Source organism: 'Prunus avium' virescence phytoplasma, from assembly GCF_050916135.1.
Classification (GTDB): Bacteria; Bacillota_I; Bacilli_A; order Acholeplasmatales; family Acholeplasmataceae; genus Phytoplasma; species Phytoplasma ziziphi.
The window spans coordinates 1-18,079 of record NZ_CP069156.1 but is presented as its reverse complement, the minus strand read 5'-3'; the positions used below and the strand labels follow the sequence as shown (position 1 = coordinate 18,079).

Sequence of the window (18,079 nt, the reverse complement as noted above, 5' to 3'; positions counted from 1 at the left end):
TTAAAACAAAAAAGAAAATTAAAGGAGAGTCATGAAATTCTATAAACCTAAATAAAATCAGATATGTCTCAAAATCACACCAAGTCAATATATCAAAGTTTTTTTATATTGAAATAAAAACTATAAATAAAAAAATCTAAGGTAAAAAAATACTTTGTAAAAAATTTTTATTTTATAATTTTTTTAAAACATTTATACTCATTATTATAATATGATTTTATTTTTTTGGCAAAAAAAATAAAAAATGCAAGTAAAAAAAGATTTTTGAAATTTTATTTAAAATCCTTTAAACTCTTATTAAAGATTGATAAATTTAATATTTAAACAAGTCATAGATAAGTCAAATGTTGATTCGATTTATTTCGGTTTAATCCAAAAAATGTTTTTATCAAAATTACAATTAACAAAAACAATACTCACAAACTAATTACTTATAATTTATATTATTTTTTTTAAATCTTATTAATTTGTTTGTTTATTTTTTATAAAAAAAATAAATATGTATAAATTAAAAACAAAACAGCCAGACAAAAATTAAACATTTTTAAACTTATAATTAGTTATGATTATATAATATTATATAGAAGATATTTATTTATAAATATTTTCGATTATTACTCTTTTTATTTTATTTAAAATTATTTTTTTAAATAATTAATTTTAAATAAAATATTTATTTTCGAAAATTTACAAATTTATTTGGATATTAAAAGTATCAATTATTTATCTTAAAATATATTTTTTAATAAAAAACATAAAATATTAAAATTAGTTGGATGGTTTAAATAAAACAAATGTCTTTAAATATAAAAGAAGAAGCATTAAAAATTCATGAAAAAAATAAAGGTAAATTAGAAATAAAAACTAAAGTACAAATTAATAATCTCCAAGAACTTTCTTTAATTTATACTCCAGGAGTAGCGGAGCCTTGTTTGGAAATTGCTAAAAATCCAAAAAACGCTTATAAATACACAACTAAAGGAAATAATGTTGCTGTTATTACTAACGGAACAGCTGTTCTTGGTTTAGGAAATATAGGGGCATTAGCTTCAATTCCAGTAATGGAAGGAAAAGCTAGTTTATTTAAAACATTTGCCAATATCGATTCTTTTCCTATTTGTATTGATTCTGAAGATCCGGAAGAAATTATTAATATTATTTCTAAAATATCTTCGATGTTCGGAGGAATTAATTTAGAAGATATCAAATCCCCAGAATGCTTTTACATTGAAAAAAAATTAAAAGAAAAATTAGATATTCCTGTTTTCCATGATGATCAACATGGGACAGCTATTGTTGTTTGCGCAGGAATTTTAAATGCTTTAAAAATAGTTAAAAAAAATATTAAAGACGTAAAAATAGTTATTACAGGAGCAGGTTCCGCAGGAATAGCTGTTGCTAAAATGCTTCTTTTATTAAAATTCAAAAATATAATTCTAATAGATAAAGAAGGAGCAATCAAAAAAGATTGCGCTTGGTTAAATGAAGCACAAAAACAAATGGCTTCAGTAACTAATTTAGAAAATGAAACTGGCTCTTTAAAAGAAATTATCAAAAACAAAGATATTTTCATTGGTTTATCAAAACCTAATATTCTAACTTCAGAAATGGTTTCGACTATGGCTCCAAACTCTATAGTATTTGCCTTAGCTAATCCTATTCCTGAAATTATGTATGATGAAGCTAAAAAAGGGAATGCTAAAATAGTTGCTACGGGACGTTCGGATTTTCCAAATCAAATTAACAATCTTTTAGCTTTTCCTGGTGTTTTCCGTGGTGCTTTAGATGCGCAAGCGACTCAAATTACAGAAGAAATGAAAGTAGCTGCCGTTCATGCTTTAACTTCAATTATTCCAGAAAAAGAATTAGATGAAAATAATATAATTCCTTCTATTTTTGAAAAAAAGTTACCAAAATAATATCTGAAGCTGTAGCTAAAGTAGCTATCGAAACAAATATGACTAGAAAATAAATTAAATTTTTATTATATTTAAAAAAGTTACCAAAATATATAATTTTGATAACTTTTTTTTAAGATAATCGTAAAATTAAGAATTATTTTCTTTTTGATTTTATTTCAAAAAAATTTCTTTTTTATTTTTTAAATTTTTTTCATTTATTCTTTTTCTATAAAAAATTATAATTTATTTTTAATTATATAATATTTCATATAAAAGATAACTTTATAAAATCCTGACCCACAATAATTTTTTATTTGTATAATTTATTTTTTTATAACTTTTTTATTATTATATATTCTTATATATTTATTTTAAATATTTTATTTCAATATATTCAAAAAAATATTATGTAAAAAAATATAAAAAGATATTTTAAAAAATAAAGAAAATAAAAAAGACTGAAACTTTATAACATTTTTATGATAATTTTAACCCTTAAAATCTCTATTGTCAATACAGTGTCAAAATAATATTTAATGATGATTAATCATCTACTTAAGAAAAGCTAATTTATATTTTTTAAAAATTTATTTTAATTTCTATACATATTATTTTTATAATTATTTTTTCAATAATTAATTGAATAAAATGTTTTTTTGTTTCAATATCTTTATTCATAGACATTTCATAATTATTTTTTTCTTCATTTTTATTATTATTTATTGATTTAATTTCTTCTTTATTTAAATTTTCCATCGCCATAACCGAATAATTATTAGCAATAAATAATAATCCTAAAATAATAAATAAAATTATTTTAAATAAGTATAATTGTTTTTTAAATTTTACCATTATTAATAATTAACTCCTTTATTTTTTTATCTATTACTCATCTGAGGAGATGATGTGTAGTGAGATTCTAGTCTTATTTTAAATTTTTCGGCATCTAATATCATGCCTTTATATTTTTTTTAATAAATACTGAAAGACCGATGTGAACTTTAATATCAGTGATTTTGTGAAATAGTTTTTTTAAGATAATAATGATAAATTTAAATTTTTAATTATTCTATTTTAAGAAAAGAATATTGAAATTTAATTTATTCCGTTTTATAATTATAATTATTGATTTCTTTTTGATATTAGATTTATCCCTTTTCTTTAATAACTTTAAAAGATTAATTAATTTTTTTATTTATATTTATTATTTTTCAGTAAGATCGTTTGATAATAAAGATTTATCATTGATTTCTAAAAAATAAGTTTTAATTTGTTCTAATCTTTCTGGAGTAGTTATAAATTTAGGTTTTGGTTTTCACAATTATTATCAAAAGAATTACATTTATCTAATTCTTTTGATAAAGATATCAGAATATCTTTTTCTTTTTTAATTATTATTAATCAATTATAAAAAACAAAAACAATGACAATACTCAAAAGCCAAATTATAATAATAGTTATGAAATTTTTTTAAAAAAATATTAATATTCATTAATTTCATTTACTTTCTGATAATAGTAATAATTATCAAATATGAAATTTGAATATATAACTATTATATAATTTTATTGATTTAAATATTTAAGAAAAAATTTTTATTTAACACTCTTATTATTTTCTAAAAATATTTTTTTATATGTTTTAATATCGTATTTTTTTAATACATTCAACGTCTTTCAATTATAAAAATTATTTATTTTTATTATTTCGTTTTTTATATTCTCGCTACCTATCTACTGTCGCTATAATCGTGTCCATTAAAATATAAAAAAATAAATATCTTGTTATTATCCATAATTTAAGTTATTAATAAATAAAAAAAATATTTTAATATTTAAATTATAAAATTGTATAATAATGATATTATTCTAATTTAAATATTTGGATAATAATTATTTAAAAAATTTAGTTATTGGTTTTTTCATTATAAACAAAATTACAAAAAGGAATATTAGTTTCTCTCTTTATAAAATTAATAACACATTGCTTCACTTTAAATTACAAAAATAATGATTTTATATATTTTTTTTAATTTTTATTATTAAATTTAATAATTTTATTTATTAATAAAAGGAGAAATGTAAAATATGAATTCATGTATCGAAACAATATTAATTTTTTTTAAAGTTTGTTTAGCTGTTTGTTGTGGTTGTAATACAATAGATATTTATAAAGAAGAGACTAATAAATACTGGAATCCTATAAAACAAGACATCAAATTAAATTATCATAGAAATCAATTAAAAGAGATATGTTCAAATATTTTAGATAATAAAGAAAACAAAAATTATGAAATCATATTTGAATATAATCAAAGAAAAATTGACATAAAAGAAATAATAAAAGATATAGATAATTTAGATCTTGATAAGATAAAACATTTAACAAAAGATATTTTTGAATATTATAAAAGTCATCATAATAAGTTATTAATTTAATAATTAATTTGTAAAAATAATTATTTTTATTTAAAATAATTCTATTTGTTTGTTTAAGTTTATTATTCTTAATTACTATTAATCATCAAATGAAAATTATTTACCTGTAGCTTCTGTAATAGATTAAAAAAAGTATCACTAGTGATGTTATATATAATCAAAATAAAAAAAATCCAACTAACGCTTTCAAAATCGAAATCAAAAGATTAAAAAATAAAGGTTCAAATGATTAGGATATAAATATCTACCATCAACCTTGAAATCAGCATATCAAAAAACATATAAAAATCTCTAGCTTAACAAATAAAATACACCTAAAAAACAAAAAATAGTTTAACAGAAAAATATAATAAATCTAAAAAAATTTCTAATACTCGGACTACAAAACCCTTAACGATCTTTCAGAAATCATCTTGGCCGAGGATAAAAAACAAAGGAGTTATTAATTAATGTTGAAATTGAACAGAAATTTATTTTTGTTTAAAACGGTTTTATTTATTTTTTTAAGTTTATTATTGTCAATTACTATCAATAATCAAATTATGGCAATATGAATAAAGATAACGCTAACACAAGTGACAATAGTTCAACTGCTAATAATTCAAATATCGAAGACATAATTACTGATCTCAAAAATAAGATTCGTGAAAATGCATTCTCGAAAACAAAAATAGATAAAGAAATAAAAGGATTACAAAATGAAAATCCTAAAAAAGATATTTTATTAAAATTAAAAGAAAATTTAACAAAATTAATTAATAATCCTAAAGAACAAATTAAAATCTATCGAATGATTTTAAAAAATTTAAATAATCAAAAAAAATAAAAATTAAAAAAATAATATGATTAACCCAAAGACCATTTTAATCGGGGGTAAACATTGAAATATTCAAAAAAAAGTTTTTAATTATTATAATGTTGTGTACTTGAAAATTTTTAATTAAATAAAATAAGACCGACTTAAAGTCGGTCTTATTTTTATTTTAATGTTTAAGAGGTCAACATAAATTAATAAACAAAAAATTTTAAAAAATATTTTTATTATATTTTTAAACTAATAAATCTATCTCTTCTTTATTAATAGTTTCTTTTTCTAATAATAAATTAACTATTTTATCTAATAAAGATTTATTTTCTTTAATCACTTTTTGACATTCTTGATAACATTGATCTATTATTTTTTTAATTTCTGTATCAATCGCTTTTTTATCAGAAAAATCAGAATCTTGAGAAACACCTAAATCACTCATTCCATATTTAGTCACCATTAAACTAGCTATTTTAGTAGCTTGTTTAAAATCCTCACAAGCTCCATTAGAAACATCGTCAAAAACTAATTCTTCAGCTACTCTACCGCCTAAATAAGAAATAATATTCGCTAACATTCTTTTTTTAGAAGAAAAGAAAGTTTCTTTTTCAGGTAACATTAAATTATAACCACCAGCTGAACCTCTTGGGATAATAGTAATCTTTTGAACTTTTTGAGCGTGTTCTAATTTTAAACCAATAACGGCGTGTCCAGCTTCATGGTAAGCCACCATTTTTCTTTCTTCTTCTGTATATTTAATTGATTTTTTGGCTGGACCCATTAAAACGCGATCAATCGCTTCTTCTAAATCTTCCATAGTAATCATTTCTTTTTGATTTCTTACTGTTAAAATAGAAGCTTCATTTAAAACTGCTTCTAATTGAGCGCCACTCATACCTGGAGTTTGTTTCGCTAATTGATTAAAATTAATATCAGGAGAAATATTTTTATTACGAACATGAACTTTTAAAATAGCTTCTCTAGTTTTAACATCAGGTAGACCAACTATAAATTTGCGATCGAATCTTCCTGGTCTTAATAAAGCTGAATCTAACATATCCGCTCTATTAGTAGCTCCGATGATAATGATTCCTTGTGTTGAAGTAAAACCATCCATTTCAGTTAAAAGTTGATTAAGAGTTTGATCTGTTTCTTGAGATCCTCCTGAAAAACCACCTCTTTTACTACCTAAAACATCTATTTCATCAATAAAAAGAATGCAAGGAGAATGATCTTTAGCTTCTTTAAATAATTCTCTGACACGAGAAGCACCGACACCGACATATTTTTCAACAAATTCAGAACCAGCTACAGCGTAAAAAGGAACTCCAGCTTCACCAGCTAAAGCTTTCGCTAATAAGGTTTTACCTGTTCCTGGCGGCCCTTCTAATAAAACACCTTTAGGTATTTTAGCTCCTACGGAAGCATACTTTTGAGGTCTTTTTAAAAAATCAATTAATTCCTTCATTTCTTCTTTTTCTTCTTCATTGCCAGCAACATCTTCGAAAGTAAAATAAGATTTTTGTTTGGATGAAACTAAAGGATTGGAGTTTAATTTGCCAGATTGAATATTCATTGTTTTTAAAAGATAAAACATAAAAATAGGAGTATGAGAAATAACAAAAAAATTTAAAATAAATTCAGATAATCTAAAATCACAATGTGCATCATCTATTTCGATATTTTGAAAACTTCTACATTTACTATGAATTTCGCTATAAAAATGATAATCTGGTTCGCAATAATACCATTTGTTTGAATTCATATTTTTAGCTGAATTTTGAATTTTGATTTCAATTCGATATAAAGTTCTACTTAAAAGTGTTGAAGTTTTTTCGCAAAATCGAATTTGCTCCACTTTATTTTGATCAATTATCTTCATAACTTCATCAACTCTTTTTTTATCCATGCTAGAAAATATACGTAAACGATACTCTAAAGTTAGATCGTAAATCACAAGTAATAAAAAACAAGTAATTAAAAAGATTATAATCTTTTTAATGGTAAAAATTTTAAAATTCATTTTTTTATTCCTAACGTTTTTTTGTTTATTATTTATTTAAATCAAAATAATTAGTCTTTATAATATCTAAAAACGGACAAAAATCTAATTTAGAACTTTTAATATTTTTAAAGGCGATAAACTTTTTATCTTCATATAAAGGATATAGAGCCTTTTGTTCTTTTATTTTTTGCTCCATAGTTTTTATTAAGGAATCCAAAAATAATTGTTTTTGAGGATTATTTGCTTTTTCCTGAACTTTTTGATAAATATGTTTTAGTTGATCTATTTTTATTTGTTCTAAATCTGTTTCTTGTAATTCTAAAATGTTTTTTAATTCATTTATTTGTTCATTATTAATATCTCGAAATGAAAGAGAAAAAGTTATTTTATCATCTATATTTATTTTTTCTAAAATATTTACATAATCATCAAATTTATTTATTGGTAATGATATATGAGTGATAATTAAATCATAAACTTTTTGAAATTCTGCCAAAGATATATCGCCAGCATGAGGACTAATATTAACAGGAATTAAATTCACGGAAAATATAAAATTATTATCGATTTTTAAATTTTCTATTTTATTTTTTAACTGTTCTGCAATTTCCTGTTGCAATAAATTTTGTGTATAATAAACTAAATCTAGTGAAATATTTTTTTCATTAGGATTATTAAACTTCCATTTTGAATAACTATCATTAAGTAAATTCATTATATTTATTTGTGATTGTTCCTGAACTTTATCAACTTTTACTTTATCAAATATTTGCGGTTCTACATTTGTTAACGATTTGATAATGTCACCAGTTATACAAAATAATGCTCTTTTAAAATCATCATCTCTTAAAATAGAAGGAACTTTTTTATAAATTTCTTTATTTTGCCTAAAAGAAGCGTCATGTCTATCTCCTAAATTAATTATCAAAGAAATAACTTTATTATTAGATACAGAAATATATTCTTGGAAATTATTATCTTTTATTATCGATTCATTTGTTTCTAATTCATTTAATTGATTAGACTTAAATAAATTCAATTGTTGTTCAAAAGAAGTTATTATTTGATAATATATATAAATAATTTTTTGTAATGAATTAACATTTTTTTTCAGTAATAATCCTTGTTCTAAATCGTATTCTTCAATTTTATAATCACCATAAGATATTATTGGATTCGCGGGCGAACCGTAATCATATAATTTTATATTTAAAGGAAATAACAAAATATAGTTTAAAGATTGGATTATTTCAAATAAAGAATTATCTTTAATATAATCTGGTTCAAAAAAAATTTTAAATTTATAATTATCTATTTTTTGAAAACAAGTTAATCTTTTATCTTGAGAAGGTTTAGCGCTTGTATAATAATGGATAGCGTTTTTTAATTTACCAATACTAAACCATAATGATTTATTATCTGATGAGAACAATTCACTACCACGTTCTAAATAATTTCTTAAAGTAAATTCAATAGTATCAGAATTTATTGATTGATTATTCTCGAACAAAATATCATTTTTTAATTCAAACTCCAAACAAGAATCAGAAATGTCTTTTCCTGTAATTTATTTACTTTCTTCAAAAAAATCAATACCTTGTTCTCTTATATCTATTGTTTTAAAATCATTTGAACTAGTTGCAAAAGACATTTTTTTAATAACACCTTCAAAATATCCTTGACGACAATCTTTTAAATTTTGTTTACTATCATTTGAATCTTTCAAAATAGGTTTAATATTTAAAAAAGGAGTTCTTAATAAATCAATAATTTCTATTTGTTTATTTTTATTATTAGTTTTTTTAATAGGATTAAGATTAGATGGCAATTCTTTTACAGCTTTTTTATAAGTTTCTGAAGAAATAATATTAATAGACGAAGAGATAGATTTGTTTTTTTGATTTTGTTTTATTTTCGAAATAAAATAGCATATTAAAATTATTAAAAAAAGGCAAAAACAAATAATAATTGTATAAATAAATTTTGTTTTTTTCATAAATAAAATATCACCTTTTTTATTTTTTAATATTTATTGTTTTTTTTAAATAAATATATTTTTGTAGCGCCATTCTTCATTGATTTTAAATTATCTAAAGTATATTTAGGAATATATTCTCCTTCTTCATCTTCGGCTTCATCTGCTCCACGCTTTTCCCCCCCCGTCAAAATAAACAGCTAATAAATCTGGAGAGGGATCTTTAATTGGACAGCAAAAACCCCCTGATTGTATAATTGGCCCTCGCGAATTAGTTCCTGTTATTGTTTTATCAATTGGATTATAACTAGGAACTGATACATCATAAGTCAATAAGTTAAAATCTTCATTATGGATTTTATTTCGAATAAATTCTTTTATTTTTGTTTTCATATCCTTTGGATCACCAACCTCTATCATCACTTCTTCAATATTTTCATCTTGTTTTTCCGAACCATTCAAAGATTGTGTTGTATCAGAAAATGATTTTTCCTGGGAAGATTGTGGATTCATTAATTTTATACCTACAAAAACCAATGAAACAATAATTAATAAAACTAAAACAATAATTACTAAATTCTTTTTCTGAATTTTATGCATTTTTTAATAAAGCCTTTCTATTTCTTATTTATTAAGAGTTTATTTTTCTAATAATTAATTTGCATTTTTTATTTTACTTTATTTTAATTTTTTAAAAAAATTATTAAAGTTAATTTTATCTTATCGAGCCATCAGGATTATATATAAGTTGTTCGAATTTCAACGCCAGTAGATAAATCGTATTCAGTGATATAGTCTATTGTTGTTCCGTCGGATCGAAATTTAGTTTCTTTAATTTTTTTTTCATTAGATGGATTAAATTCAATGATATTTTCTATTGTTTGACCGTCTGATCGAAAATTAGTTGATTTAATTTTTTTTCATTAGATGGATTAAATTCAATGATATTTTCTATTGTTTGACCGTCTGATCGAAAATTAGTTGATTTAATTTGGTTGTTAGTAGATAGATCATATTCAACAATATTTTCTATTGTTTTATCGAGTCGACAATTAGTTAATTTCATTGGTATATTAGTAGATGGATTATGTTCGGGAATATAATTTCTTGTTTGCTCATTAGATTGGTCCATTATTTCTTTTTTTTTAGAAAACGAAACAACACAAAAACCAATCCCTAAACCAACAATTAAAATCAAACCAATTAAAATCAAAACAATTATTTTTTTATTTTTGGTATAAAATTGGTGATATTTCATTATTTAATTTCCTTTTTCTAAAATTTTTTTAATTAAATTAACTTTATTATATAACAAAAAAAAACAAATATTAGCTTTATTTTAATTTACAAAAAATATATCAAATATAAGTTTGATAAATTTATTATAATGAACAGATTAAAAATTTTACTTTTGTTGTAGATATTTAGATAAATAGTTTGATTATGTTTTTGTATTAAAAAAACATATAAAAAAATATTTTTATAAAATAAAAAAGATATATATTTTGACTAAATGAAAACAAAAAGGATATAAAAAAAATTAAAATTAATTTATTAAAGAAAAAACAATTCTTAGGAGACGAAGAAGCATTAGAAGAGATAACAATTTTTTTTAAAATTTAAAATAAAAACGTGCTACACATTAACAAAACCATAATGATGAGAATTTAAAAAAAATAATAAATAATAAAATAACAAAAATTAACATTATACAAAATTGAAATTAATGAAATTTTTTTTATTGAAACAATAAAAGAACAAAACAAAAAAAACGAGAAATAAAAAACACGCGGAGGACATAAAGATATATAAACGTATACATACAAATAAAAAAGTCGTAAAGGTTTTATTTTAAAACTACAATAAAAAAAACCTATTAATGATTTAAAAAATATATAAATAAAGTAACTAGAAATAAAAAAATGTATAATAAAAAACTACAGCAAAAGATTTAAAACATTAGAAAGAACTGACAAATATTTAAAAAAGAATCAATAAAAGAATTAAACAAATACGAGGGCAAATTAAAACAATTATTGACAAAAATTGAAATAAAAAACAAATATAAAATATTTATAAAAGAAATCGAAATAATATATAGAAAAATTAAAATTAGAAACTCAATGATTGCAAGTTTAAATGGTTTTTTAATCGACGATAAAAAACATTTAAAACAATCAATGGAAAAAATAAATTATATATATGCAAAAAAATATAAAACGCCGAGGAAATAAAACAAATAAATAAAAAAAACATTAAAACAATAAAAAAAAGTATATAAATAAAAAACGAGCAACCCACGCTCGTTTTTAAGTATCAAAAACATAAAAATTATATAAAAAAATTATAAAAATATATTTAAAAGTCATGTAAAAGTATTTATATGTAAGATTTATATATGTAAAACATATGCAAAAGATATGTAAATATTATGTAAACGAAAATTTTATTACTGTAAAAAACACTGTAAACTGTTAAACCTATATTAAAATATTTTTTGTTAAAAAACACGCTTTCAAACTCAAAACATGTTTATATATAATTTACTACTCTAATAAAATAAGACTTTTTTAAAATTAATAATGACGTGCTTTGATAATTTGAAAGCCAAATTATTTATTTTATGTTTTTATTCTAACGAAAAAAATAAAATGTCCAGTATAAAATAAAAAAAATTTTAATTTTTAAAAAAATAAACAAAAAAAATAAATACTATTTCTGAAATCAATCAATACAAAAAAGAAAAAGGTTATAAAATAAAAATTATTTTTTTAAACAAAAAAAGATTGTTTTTTTGATAAATTAATTTTAAAAATTTATTTATAATTTTTTTCTTTAATTCAATTTAAAAAAATAAAATTTTTTTAATATAACATTTTAATATCTAAATATATAGTATTCTTATTAAAAAAAATAGCTATGTAAATAGCTATTTTTTAAACCTATCAAACCTATACAAAGAACAAATCTAACCCGTTCACAAATAAAAACTAAAAATAATAACAAAAAAATAAAAAATACATAATAAAATTAAAAAATGTCAATATTTAATTGAACAACAAATCAAATTCATATAAATTATGAAATATTTAAATTTATTTGCGAAGATAAAAAATAAAAAAACTTATTATTTTTAGAAAAAAGTAAAGAAAAAAACGAATATATTCATTTTTTTATCATGTTTTTTTTAAGATTAAATTATTATTATGGAGTTGACCAAAAATAAAGATTTTTTTTAAAATTACCATAAAATAAATTCTCAAAAAATAATTACTAATAGTATAAATTATTTTTTTTAATTTTAGATTCTAAACAAACAAATTAAAATTGAAATTAAAATAATTAAAGCATTATTAAAAAATAAATATTTGTTTATTATTTTCAATAATTTTTTTTATATTTTTCATAAATTATATACTTTCTTACACTCATACAACAACATTTACAAAAAGAACGTCGTTCTAAAATAGATAAAATCATCATAGCAAATAAATAAAAAATTTTTATTAAACATTTAATTCATAAAGTTATATAATAGTGATATATTCTAATTTCAATATTTGATAATAATCACTATTATAAGAAAGGAAATGAAATTTATGAATAATAATTTTTTCAAAAAATATTTATTAACTATTATTATCAAATCTTTAAATAGTGATCAAAGTAAAACTCTTTCCTCATTAAAATTACTCTACAAAATCTCCTCAGATGAGGAATAAAAATAAAAGGAGTATTAGTAAATGTTTAAATCAAAAAAATATTTATCATTCTTTAAATTGTTTTTCTTAATTGATTTAGTATTATTTATATTTAACAACAATGTTTTATACGCTTCTCCTGGAATAGTTTTAGAACAAAGAATAATACAACTCCAAGAAGAACAAATCAATTTATTACAACAATTAAATAATACTTTTAATAATTTAAGTTTAGATAGTGAAACACGTTTAAGTAGAATGAGAAATATCTCAGAAGCCTTAAATCGAGTTTTAAATCGAATAAATGAAATGCATCAACAATTAATTCTCAGAGATCAATTGCAACAACAAAGAATAAATAACGCTTCAAATCATCAAAATAATAACCATAGAAGATATTAAAAAAATTAACGCAAAAATTTTTTTATTAAAAAAGCTCTCTTTCGAGAGTCTTTTTTTATTTAACAAACCAATAATAGGTAATAAATATTTAAATAAATAACAAAAAGGTATAACCAATTATGTAAAAATTAGTTAAAATATCTTTTGTCTAAAAAGATTAATAATTATTTTATTAATATTCTTTTATTTTTATCACCAAACCAAATCAACTATAAAACTAAATAATTATGAAATCTTCCAACTAAAAAAATAAAAAACCAAACTCAATTTAACTTTTGAGTTCGGTTTTATTTTAATTATGAATTTTTATATAATTTTTAAAAAATAATAATTTAAATAATTCAATTTATTATAAAAATAAAAATTTATAAACAAATAAAATTCTATTTATTAAAATAAATATAATTTTATTTTTTAATTTATATCTATTCCTAATTTTTTTCTAACTTCTTTTATTTTACGATCGGCTATTATTGTTGCTTTTTTAGTTCCTTTTTGTAAAATTTGTTCTAAATTAACATTTTTTTCTAAATCATAAAATTTTTCTTGAATAATTTTAATTTCTTCTACTAACGAATCAGCAATTTCTTCTTTAAGAGTTTTATAAGAAAAATTTTGAAAATATTTTATAGTATCATTTAAATCACAATTTTTTAAAGAAGAGTAAATAGTCAAAAGATTACTTAAACCAAGTTTTTCTTCTAAATCGTATCTTATATCTTTTCCTGAATCAGTAACTGATTTTAAAATTTTTTGTTTTATAATATTTAAATTTTCTAAAATATAAATACAACCTTTATCATCATAACTATTTTCAGAAGAACTTTTACTCATTTTTTTTTGAGGATCAGTTAAAGATTTAATCATAGAACCCAATTGTAAAAATTCAGGTACAACAAAAGTATTGCCATATAAATTATTAAAACGATTAGCTAAAACACGAGTTAATTCTAAATGTTGTTTTTGATCTTGACCTAAAAGAACAAAATCAGCATCATAAAGTAAAATATCCGAAGACATTAAAATAGGATAAGTCATAAGAGATGTTCTAACTTGTTTCAAAGAGCTTTTTTTCTCTTTAAATTGAATCATTCGACTTAATTCACCTAAATAAGTATTAGATTCCATTATATAATTTAAATAAGTATGTTGAGGAACTTCTGATTGAATAAATAAATTTGTTTTATTTAAATCTAATCCTGAAGCTAAACAAAGATATATCATTTCACGAATAGTTTTTTTTAATAAAGATGGTTCTTGAAAACTAGTCAAAGAATGTAAATCTGCAATAAAAAAATAAATATCATATTCATGATGATATTCATTCTGAAAAAGAATCAAAGGTTTTATTACGCCTAAATAATTACCTAAAGTTAAAACTCCTGTCGGTTTAATACCTGTAATTAATCTTTTTTTTTCTTTAAAAATCATTTTTTTAATATTAACCTTTTTCAATAATTTAAAAAATTAATTTCTTTTTTTAAAAAACTTTTTTCCAAATTTTTTATTAAATTTGCTTTTGCAAATAAAAATAAAAATAAAAATAATAGAAAATAAAAAAAATAAAATAAATAACCTTAAAAAAACAATAATTAGTTTAGAAAAAGTATGTTCATATTTTTCATTATCAAATAAAACCCATCCGTGATCAGGACATTGAATATTAGGATAAGGAAGCCAACACTTATGTATATCTTGATCACATTTTGTGTAAAAACAAGAAATTATAAAAAAAGTAAATAAATATAAAACAGGATGAGAAAAAGAATAACAAATTTCTTTAATTCTTTTTAAATCAAAAGGAATAAAAAAGAAAAAAAGAAAAAAATAAATAAAAGGGATAAAAATATGTTGTAATGAACTAATCAAATATTTCAATTTAAAATTTGACTTGATAATTGATTTGATAAACTTCATTATAATAAATTTTTCGCTATCATAAAAAGGGAATAACAATACATTATAAACAAAACAAGTTAATAAACCATTAACTATAGTTCCATAAATAAAAAAAGAATATATTTTTTGATTTTTAATTTTTTTAAAAAAAGAAAATAAAATCAATAAAATAGAAAAAACTGTTTGATTAGTAAAATATTTAAATCTATCATAATATTTAAATCCTTCCAAAAAATATAAATAAATATCAGATATAAATGTAAAAAAAGTTAATATAAGTAAAAAAAGAAAATAAATTTTTATTTTAAAATCAAATTGTGAAAATAAAGAATTTATTTTATTATCTTTTTTTTTTAGTTTTTTTTTGATCATAATTATAAAAATCCTTTTTTAAGGAAAAATAAAAAAATTATTTAAAATAAAAAGGGGAAATTAAATATAAAATTGTTTCATCCTCTTCGCTCATAATAAAAAAAGGTTTCGATGAATTTTCGAAAAAAAATGTAATTTGCTCACTAGTAAAAACTTTCAAAATTTCCTCTAAATATTTAACATTGAAAAAAGATTTTATATTGCTATCGAAAGAAGATTCTAAAATTTCAATTTCTTCTAAAGCATGTCCTATTTCTTCACTATCAGAAAAAATTTCTAATTTATAATTCGAATTAGTTTTAAATTCTACAGCATTATCAAAAATATTTTTATCTTTTGGTAAAAACAAAGAAACTCTATCTAAAACTTTAATTAAATTGTTTCTATTTAATCTAAAAAAATTAATTAAACTTTCTTTTTTGATCGGCGGAGCTTCTGGATAATTTCCTTCTAAAAGAGGAGATTGAAAAAATAAAGAATTTGTTTTTAAAAAAAATTTTTGTTCTGTGATAGATATTTGAACAATTTCATCCTTTTGTTGTTCCAAAAGTTTAAGTAATTCTTCTAAACTTCTCGCAGGAATAATAATATTAAAATCATAATAATCTATTTTTAATTTTATTTTTTTTTGGCCTAAACGAAAAGAATCAGTAGCTACAGAAATTAAAAAAGGAGATTTATAAATTAAATTAACCCCTGTTAAAATATTTTGTTGTTTATCTTTCGAAGAAACGATAATCATTTCTTTAATTAATTTTTTAAATAATTCCATTTCTATTTCAAAACAATTTTGATAATCAAAAATGAAATCAACAGAATGATAATTATCTAATTCCATTAATTTTAATTTATAATATGAATAATCAGTTTTAATAATTAAAAATTTATCTTCTACAGAATCAATTTTAATAAGATGATAATCTATTTTTTTAATAATATCAATAAAATTTCTTCCTAATACAATAAAAATTCCTTCTTCATATACTTTTAAACTTTCATCTTCTACTTTTATTTTTACAAAAATATGACTATTATTAACTTCTAAAAATAAAACATCTTTTTTAAGATCTATTTTTATGTAGTAATATATAGGAAAAAAAGTTTTTTGAGGAAGTATTTTTTGAATTTGATTTAAATAATGCAAAAAAACTTCTTTTTTTATTTCGAAATTCATATTTCAATTTCTTATTTTCCTTAAAATAATTTTTTAATTATTTATTTTTTTTAAAATAAATTCTACAACTTTTTTTAATTCTTCATTTTGTTCTATTTTTTCTTCAATTTTTTTATAAGCCTTAAAAATAGAAGAATATTTTTTATTAAAAATAAAACTTATTGTTTTAAAAGAAATATTATTTATTTTTTTCAAAAAATAAATAGCAATATGTCGTGGTAAAGTATATTTAGAATTTTTTTTGTCACCAACCAAATCCCTAATATTAATATTATAAAAACTACTTACTATTTTTTTAATTTTTTCGGAATTAATTTCTTCTTCGGAAACATTTTTCTTACTTTTTAATAAAGGTCCTAAAGCTTCTTTGGTATTTTTTAAATTAATTTCTAATTTATAAATTTGAAAATAATTTAAAAGTCTAAATAAAGCTCCTTCCATTTCCCTTATATTATCACAAAAATTAGAAGAAATAAAATTCAAAATTTCTTTTTTTAATTGAATATTTTCGCCTTCGCCTTGAATCGAAAATATTTTTTTTTTTAAAATATCAAGACGATGTTTAAGATCTGGTTTTTTAATATCTACTACTAATCCTGCTTTAAATCGATTGGTTAATCTTTCCATAATATTTTTCAATTCTGAAACACTTTTATCACTTGTAATCACTATTTTTTTTTTATTCAAATTAAGATAATCAAAGATTTTAAAAAATTCCATTTGAGTTCTAGTTGCTTCTGACATTGTCTGAATATCATCTACTAAAAAAACATCAATACTCCTGTACTTATCATTAAAATCATCTATTTTTTCTTTTCTTAATTTATTAATAAAATCTTCTATAAATTCATCTGCTTTAATATATAAAACTTTTTTATTAGATGTTTTTTCTAAAATATGATTTCCGATAGCTTGCATTAAATGTGTTTTTCCTAAACCAACCGAACCGAAAATATATAAAGGATTTGTTTCTATTTTTTCTGAATTAGCAATTTTCTTGGCCATCTCAAAAGCAAACTCATTACTCATCCCAGGAACAAAATTATCAAAGGTGTATTTAGATTCTAAATTTCCTAAATAGTAATCACTCGAATCAATTTTTTTATTTTCTTCTTTTTTTATTTTTTTTTCTTCTTTTGGAATTTCTTTTGCAGAAATAAATCGAAAAGATATTTTTTCTTGAGAATATTTTTCGGAAATATTTTCTATTTTATTTAAATAATTATTTAAAATTTTATTTTTAATAAATTCATTATCAACTAAAATAAAAAAAATTTCATCTTCTATTTTATATAATTGGATATTAGAAAAAGTTTCTTCGAAAACTTTTTCACTATAAATAAAAGATAAATCTTCCAAAATACTTTCCCAAATTTCCTTTTTTGACAATTTTTTTTCTTCCAT

The 18,079-nt window shown here is 20.1% G+C and carries 15 protein-coding genes and 1 pseudogene; 4 read left to right on the top strand and 12 right to left on the bottom strand.

The window, feature by feature from the left end; genetic code table 11:
* Positions 1-794: 794 nt before the first annotated feature.
* Positions 795-1,972, top strand: a pseudogene (locus JNO41_RS00080) (NAD(P)-dependent malic enzyme).
* A 508-nt stretch (positions 1,973-2,480) separates the two neighbouring features.
* Here the strand turns inward: JNO41_RS00080 and JNO41_RS00075 are convergent.
* Entirely contained in the window at positions 2,481-2,753 is a 273-nt protein-coding gene (locus JNO41_RS00075; RefSeq protein ID WP_121463919.1) for an SVM family protein, read from the bottom strand.
* A 1,235-nt stretch (positions 2,754-3,988) separates the two neighbouring features.
* Here JNO41_RS00075 and JNO41_RS00070 point away from each other — a divergent pair.
* On the top strand, positions 3,989-4,339 hold the full coding sequence (locus tag JNO41_RS00070; RefSeq protein ID WP_121463918.1) for a hypothetical protein: 351 nt from the start codon (positions 3,989-3,991) through the stop codon (positions 4,337-4,339).
* A 550-nt stretch (positions 4,340-4,889) separates the two neighbouring features.
* Positions 4,890-5,165 carry a hypothetical protein gene (locus JNO41_RS00065; RefSeq protein ID WP_236628341.1) on the top strand — a complete coding sequence of 92 codons (276 nt, stop codon included), beginning with the start codon at positions 4,890-4,892 and terminating at the stop codon, positions 5,163-5,165.
* 223 nt (positions 5,166-5,388) lie between these two features.
* Here the strand turns inward: JNO41_RS00065 and ftsH are convergent, their stop codons facing one another.
* From ftsH to JNO41_RS00030, 7 genes are all read right to left on the bottom strand, one after another.
* Positions 5,389-7,170 carry an ATP-dependent zinc metalloprotease FtsH gene (gene ftsH, locus JNO41_RS00060; protein ID WP_432729528.1) on the bottom strand — a complete coding sequence of 594 codons (1,782 nt, stop codon included), beginning with the start codon at positions 7,168-7,170 and terminating at the stop codon, positions 5,389-5,391.
* A 28-nt stretch (positions 7,171-7,198) separates the two neighbouring features.
* Positions 7,199-8,662, bottom strand: a complete 1,464-nt coding sequence (locus JNO41_RS00055) for a hypothetical protein (RefSeq protein ID WP_432729526.1) — start codon at positions 8,660-8,662, stop codon at positions 7,199-7,201.
* A 57-nt stretch (positions 8,663-8,719) separates the two neighbouring features.
* Positions 8,720-9,148 carry a hypothetical protein gene (locus JNO41_RS00050; RefSeq protein WP_432729524.1) on the bottom strand — a complete coding sequence of 143 codons (429 nt, stop codon included), beginning with the start codon at positions 9,146-9,148 and terminating at the stop codon, positions 8,720-8,722.
* Positions 9,149-9,174: 26 nt separating this feature from the next.
* The gene (locus JNO41_RS00045) at positions 9,175-9,318 is read right to left on the bottom strand and encodes a hypothetical protein (RefSeq protein ID WP_161554976.1); all 144 of its coding nucleotides are present in this window, start codon (positions 9,316-9,318) and stop codon (positions 9,175-9,177) included.
* Complete coding sequence (locus tag JNO41_RS00040) at positions 9,287-9,727, bottom strand: hypothetical protein (RefSeq protein WP_121463915.1); 441 nt, start codon at positions 9,725-9,727, stop codon at positions 9,287-9,289. Before JNO41_RS00040 ends, JNO41_RS00045 begins: the two co-directional genes overlap by 32 nt.
* Before the next feature lie 137 nt (positions 9,728-9,864).
* Positions 9,865-10,005, bottom strand: coding sequence for a DUF2963 domain-containing protein (locus JNO41_RS00035; protein ID WP_420885401.1), 141 nt, complete (start codon positions 10,003-10,005; stop codon positions 9,865-9,867).
* Positions 10,002-10,385, bottom strand: a complete 384-nt coding sequence (locus JNO41_RS00030) for a DUF2963 domain-containing protein (RefSeq protein WP_121463914.1) — start codon at positions 10,383-10,385, stop codon at positions 10,002-10,004. Before JNO41_RS00030 ends, JNO41_RS00035 begins: the two co-directional genes overlap by 4 nt.
* Positions 10,386-12,870: 2,485 nt before the next feature.
* Here JNO41_RS00030 and JNO41_RS00025 point away from each other — a divergent pair.
* The gene (locus tag JNO41_RS00025) at positions 12,871-13,230 is read left to right on the top strand and encodes an effector protein (protein WP_121463912.1); all 360 of its coding nucleotides are present in this window, start codon (positions 12,871-12,873) and stop codon (positions 13,228-13,230) included.
* 414 nt (positions 13,231-13,644) lie between these two features.
* Here the strand turns inward: JNO41_RS00025 and trpS are convergent, their stop codons facing one another.
* From trpS to dnaA, 4 genes are read right to left on the bottom strand one after another with little or no spacing between them, the layout of a single operon-like run.
* The gene (gene trpS / locus JNO41_RS00020) at positions 13,645-14,661 is read right to left on the bottom strand and encodes a tryptophan--tRNA ligase (RefSeq protein WP_420885393.1); all 1,017 of its coding nucleotides are present in this window, start codon (positions 14,659-14,661) and stop codon (positions 13,645-13,647) included.
* A 36-nt stretch (positions 14,662-14,697) separates the two neighbouring features.
* The gene (locus JNO41_RS00015) at positions 14,698-15,501 is read right to left on the bottom strand and encodes a hypothetical protein (RefSeq protein ID WP_121463911.1); all 804 of its coding nucleotides are present in this window, start codon (positions 15,499-15,501) and stop codon (positions 14,698-14,700) included.
* Between the two features lie 37 nt (positions 15,502-15,538).
* Positions 15,539-16,675 (bottom strand): DNA polymerase III subunit beta, encoded by a 1,137-nt coding sequence (gene dnaN / locus JNO41_RS00010; protein WP_121463910.1) that lies wholly within the window; start codon positions 16,673-16,675, stop codon positions 15,539-15,541.
* A gap of 33 nt (positions 16,676-16,708) precedes the next feature.
* Positions 16,709-18,079 (bottom strand): chromosomal replication initiator protein DnaA, encoded by a 1,371-nt coding sequence (gene dnaA / locus JNO41_RS00005; RefSeq protein ID WP_121463909.1) that lies wholly within the window; start codon positions 18,077-18,079, stop codon positions 16,709-16,711.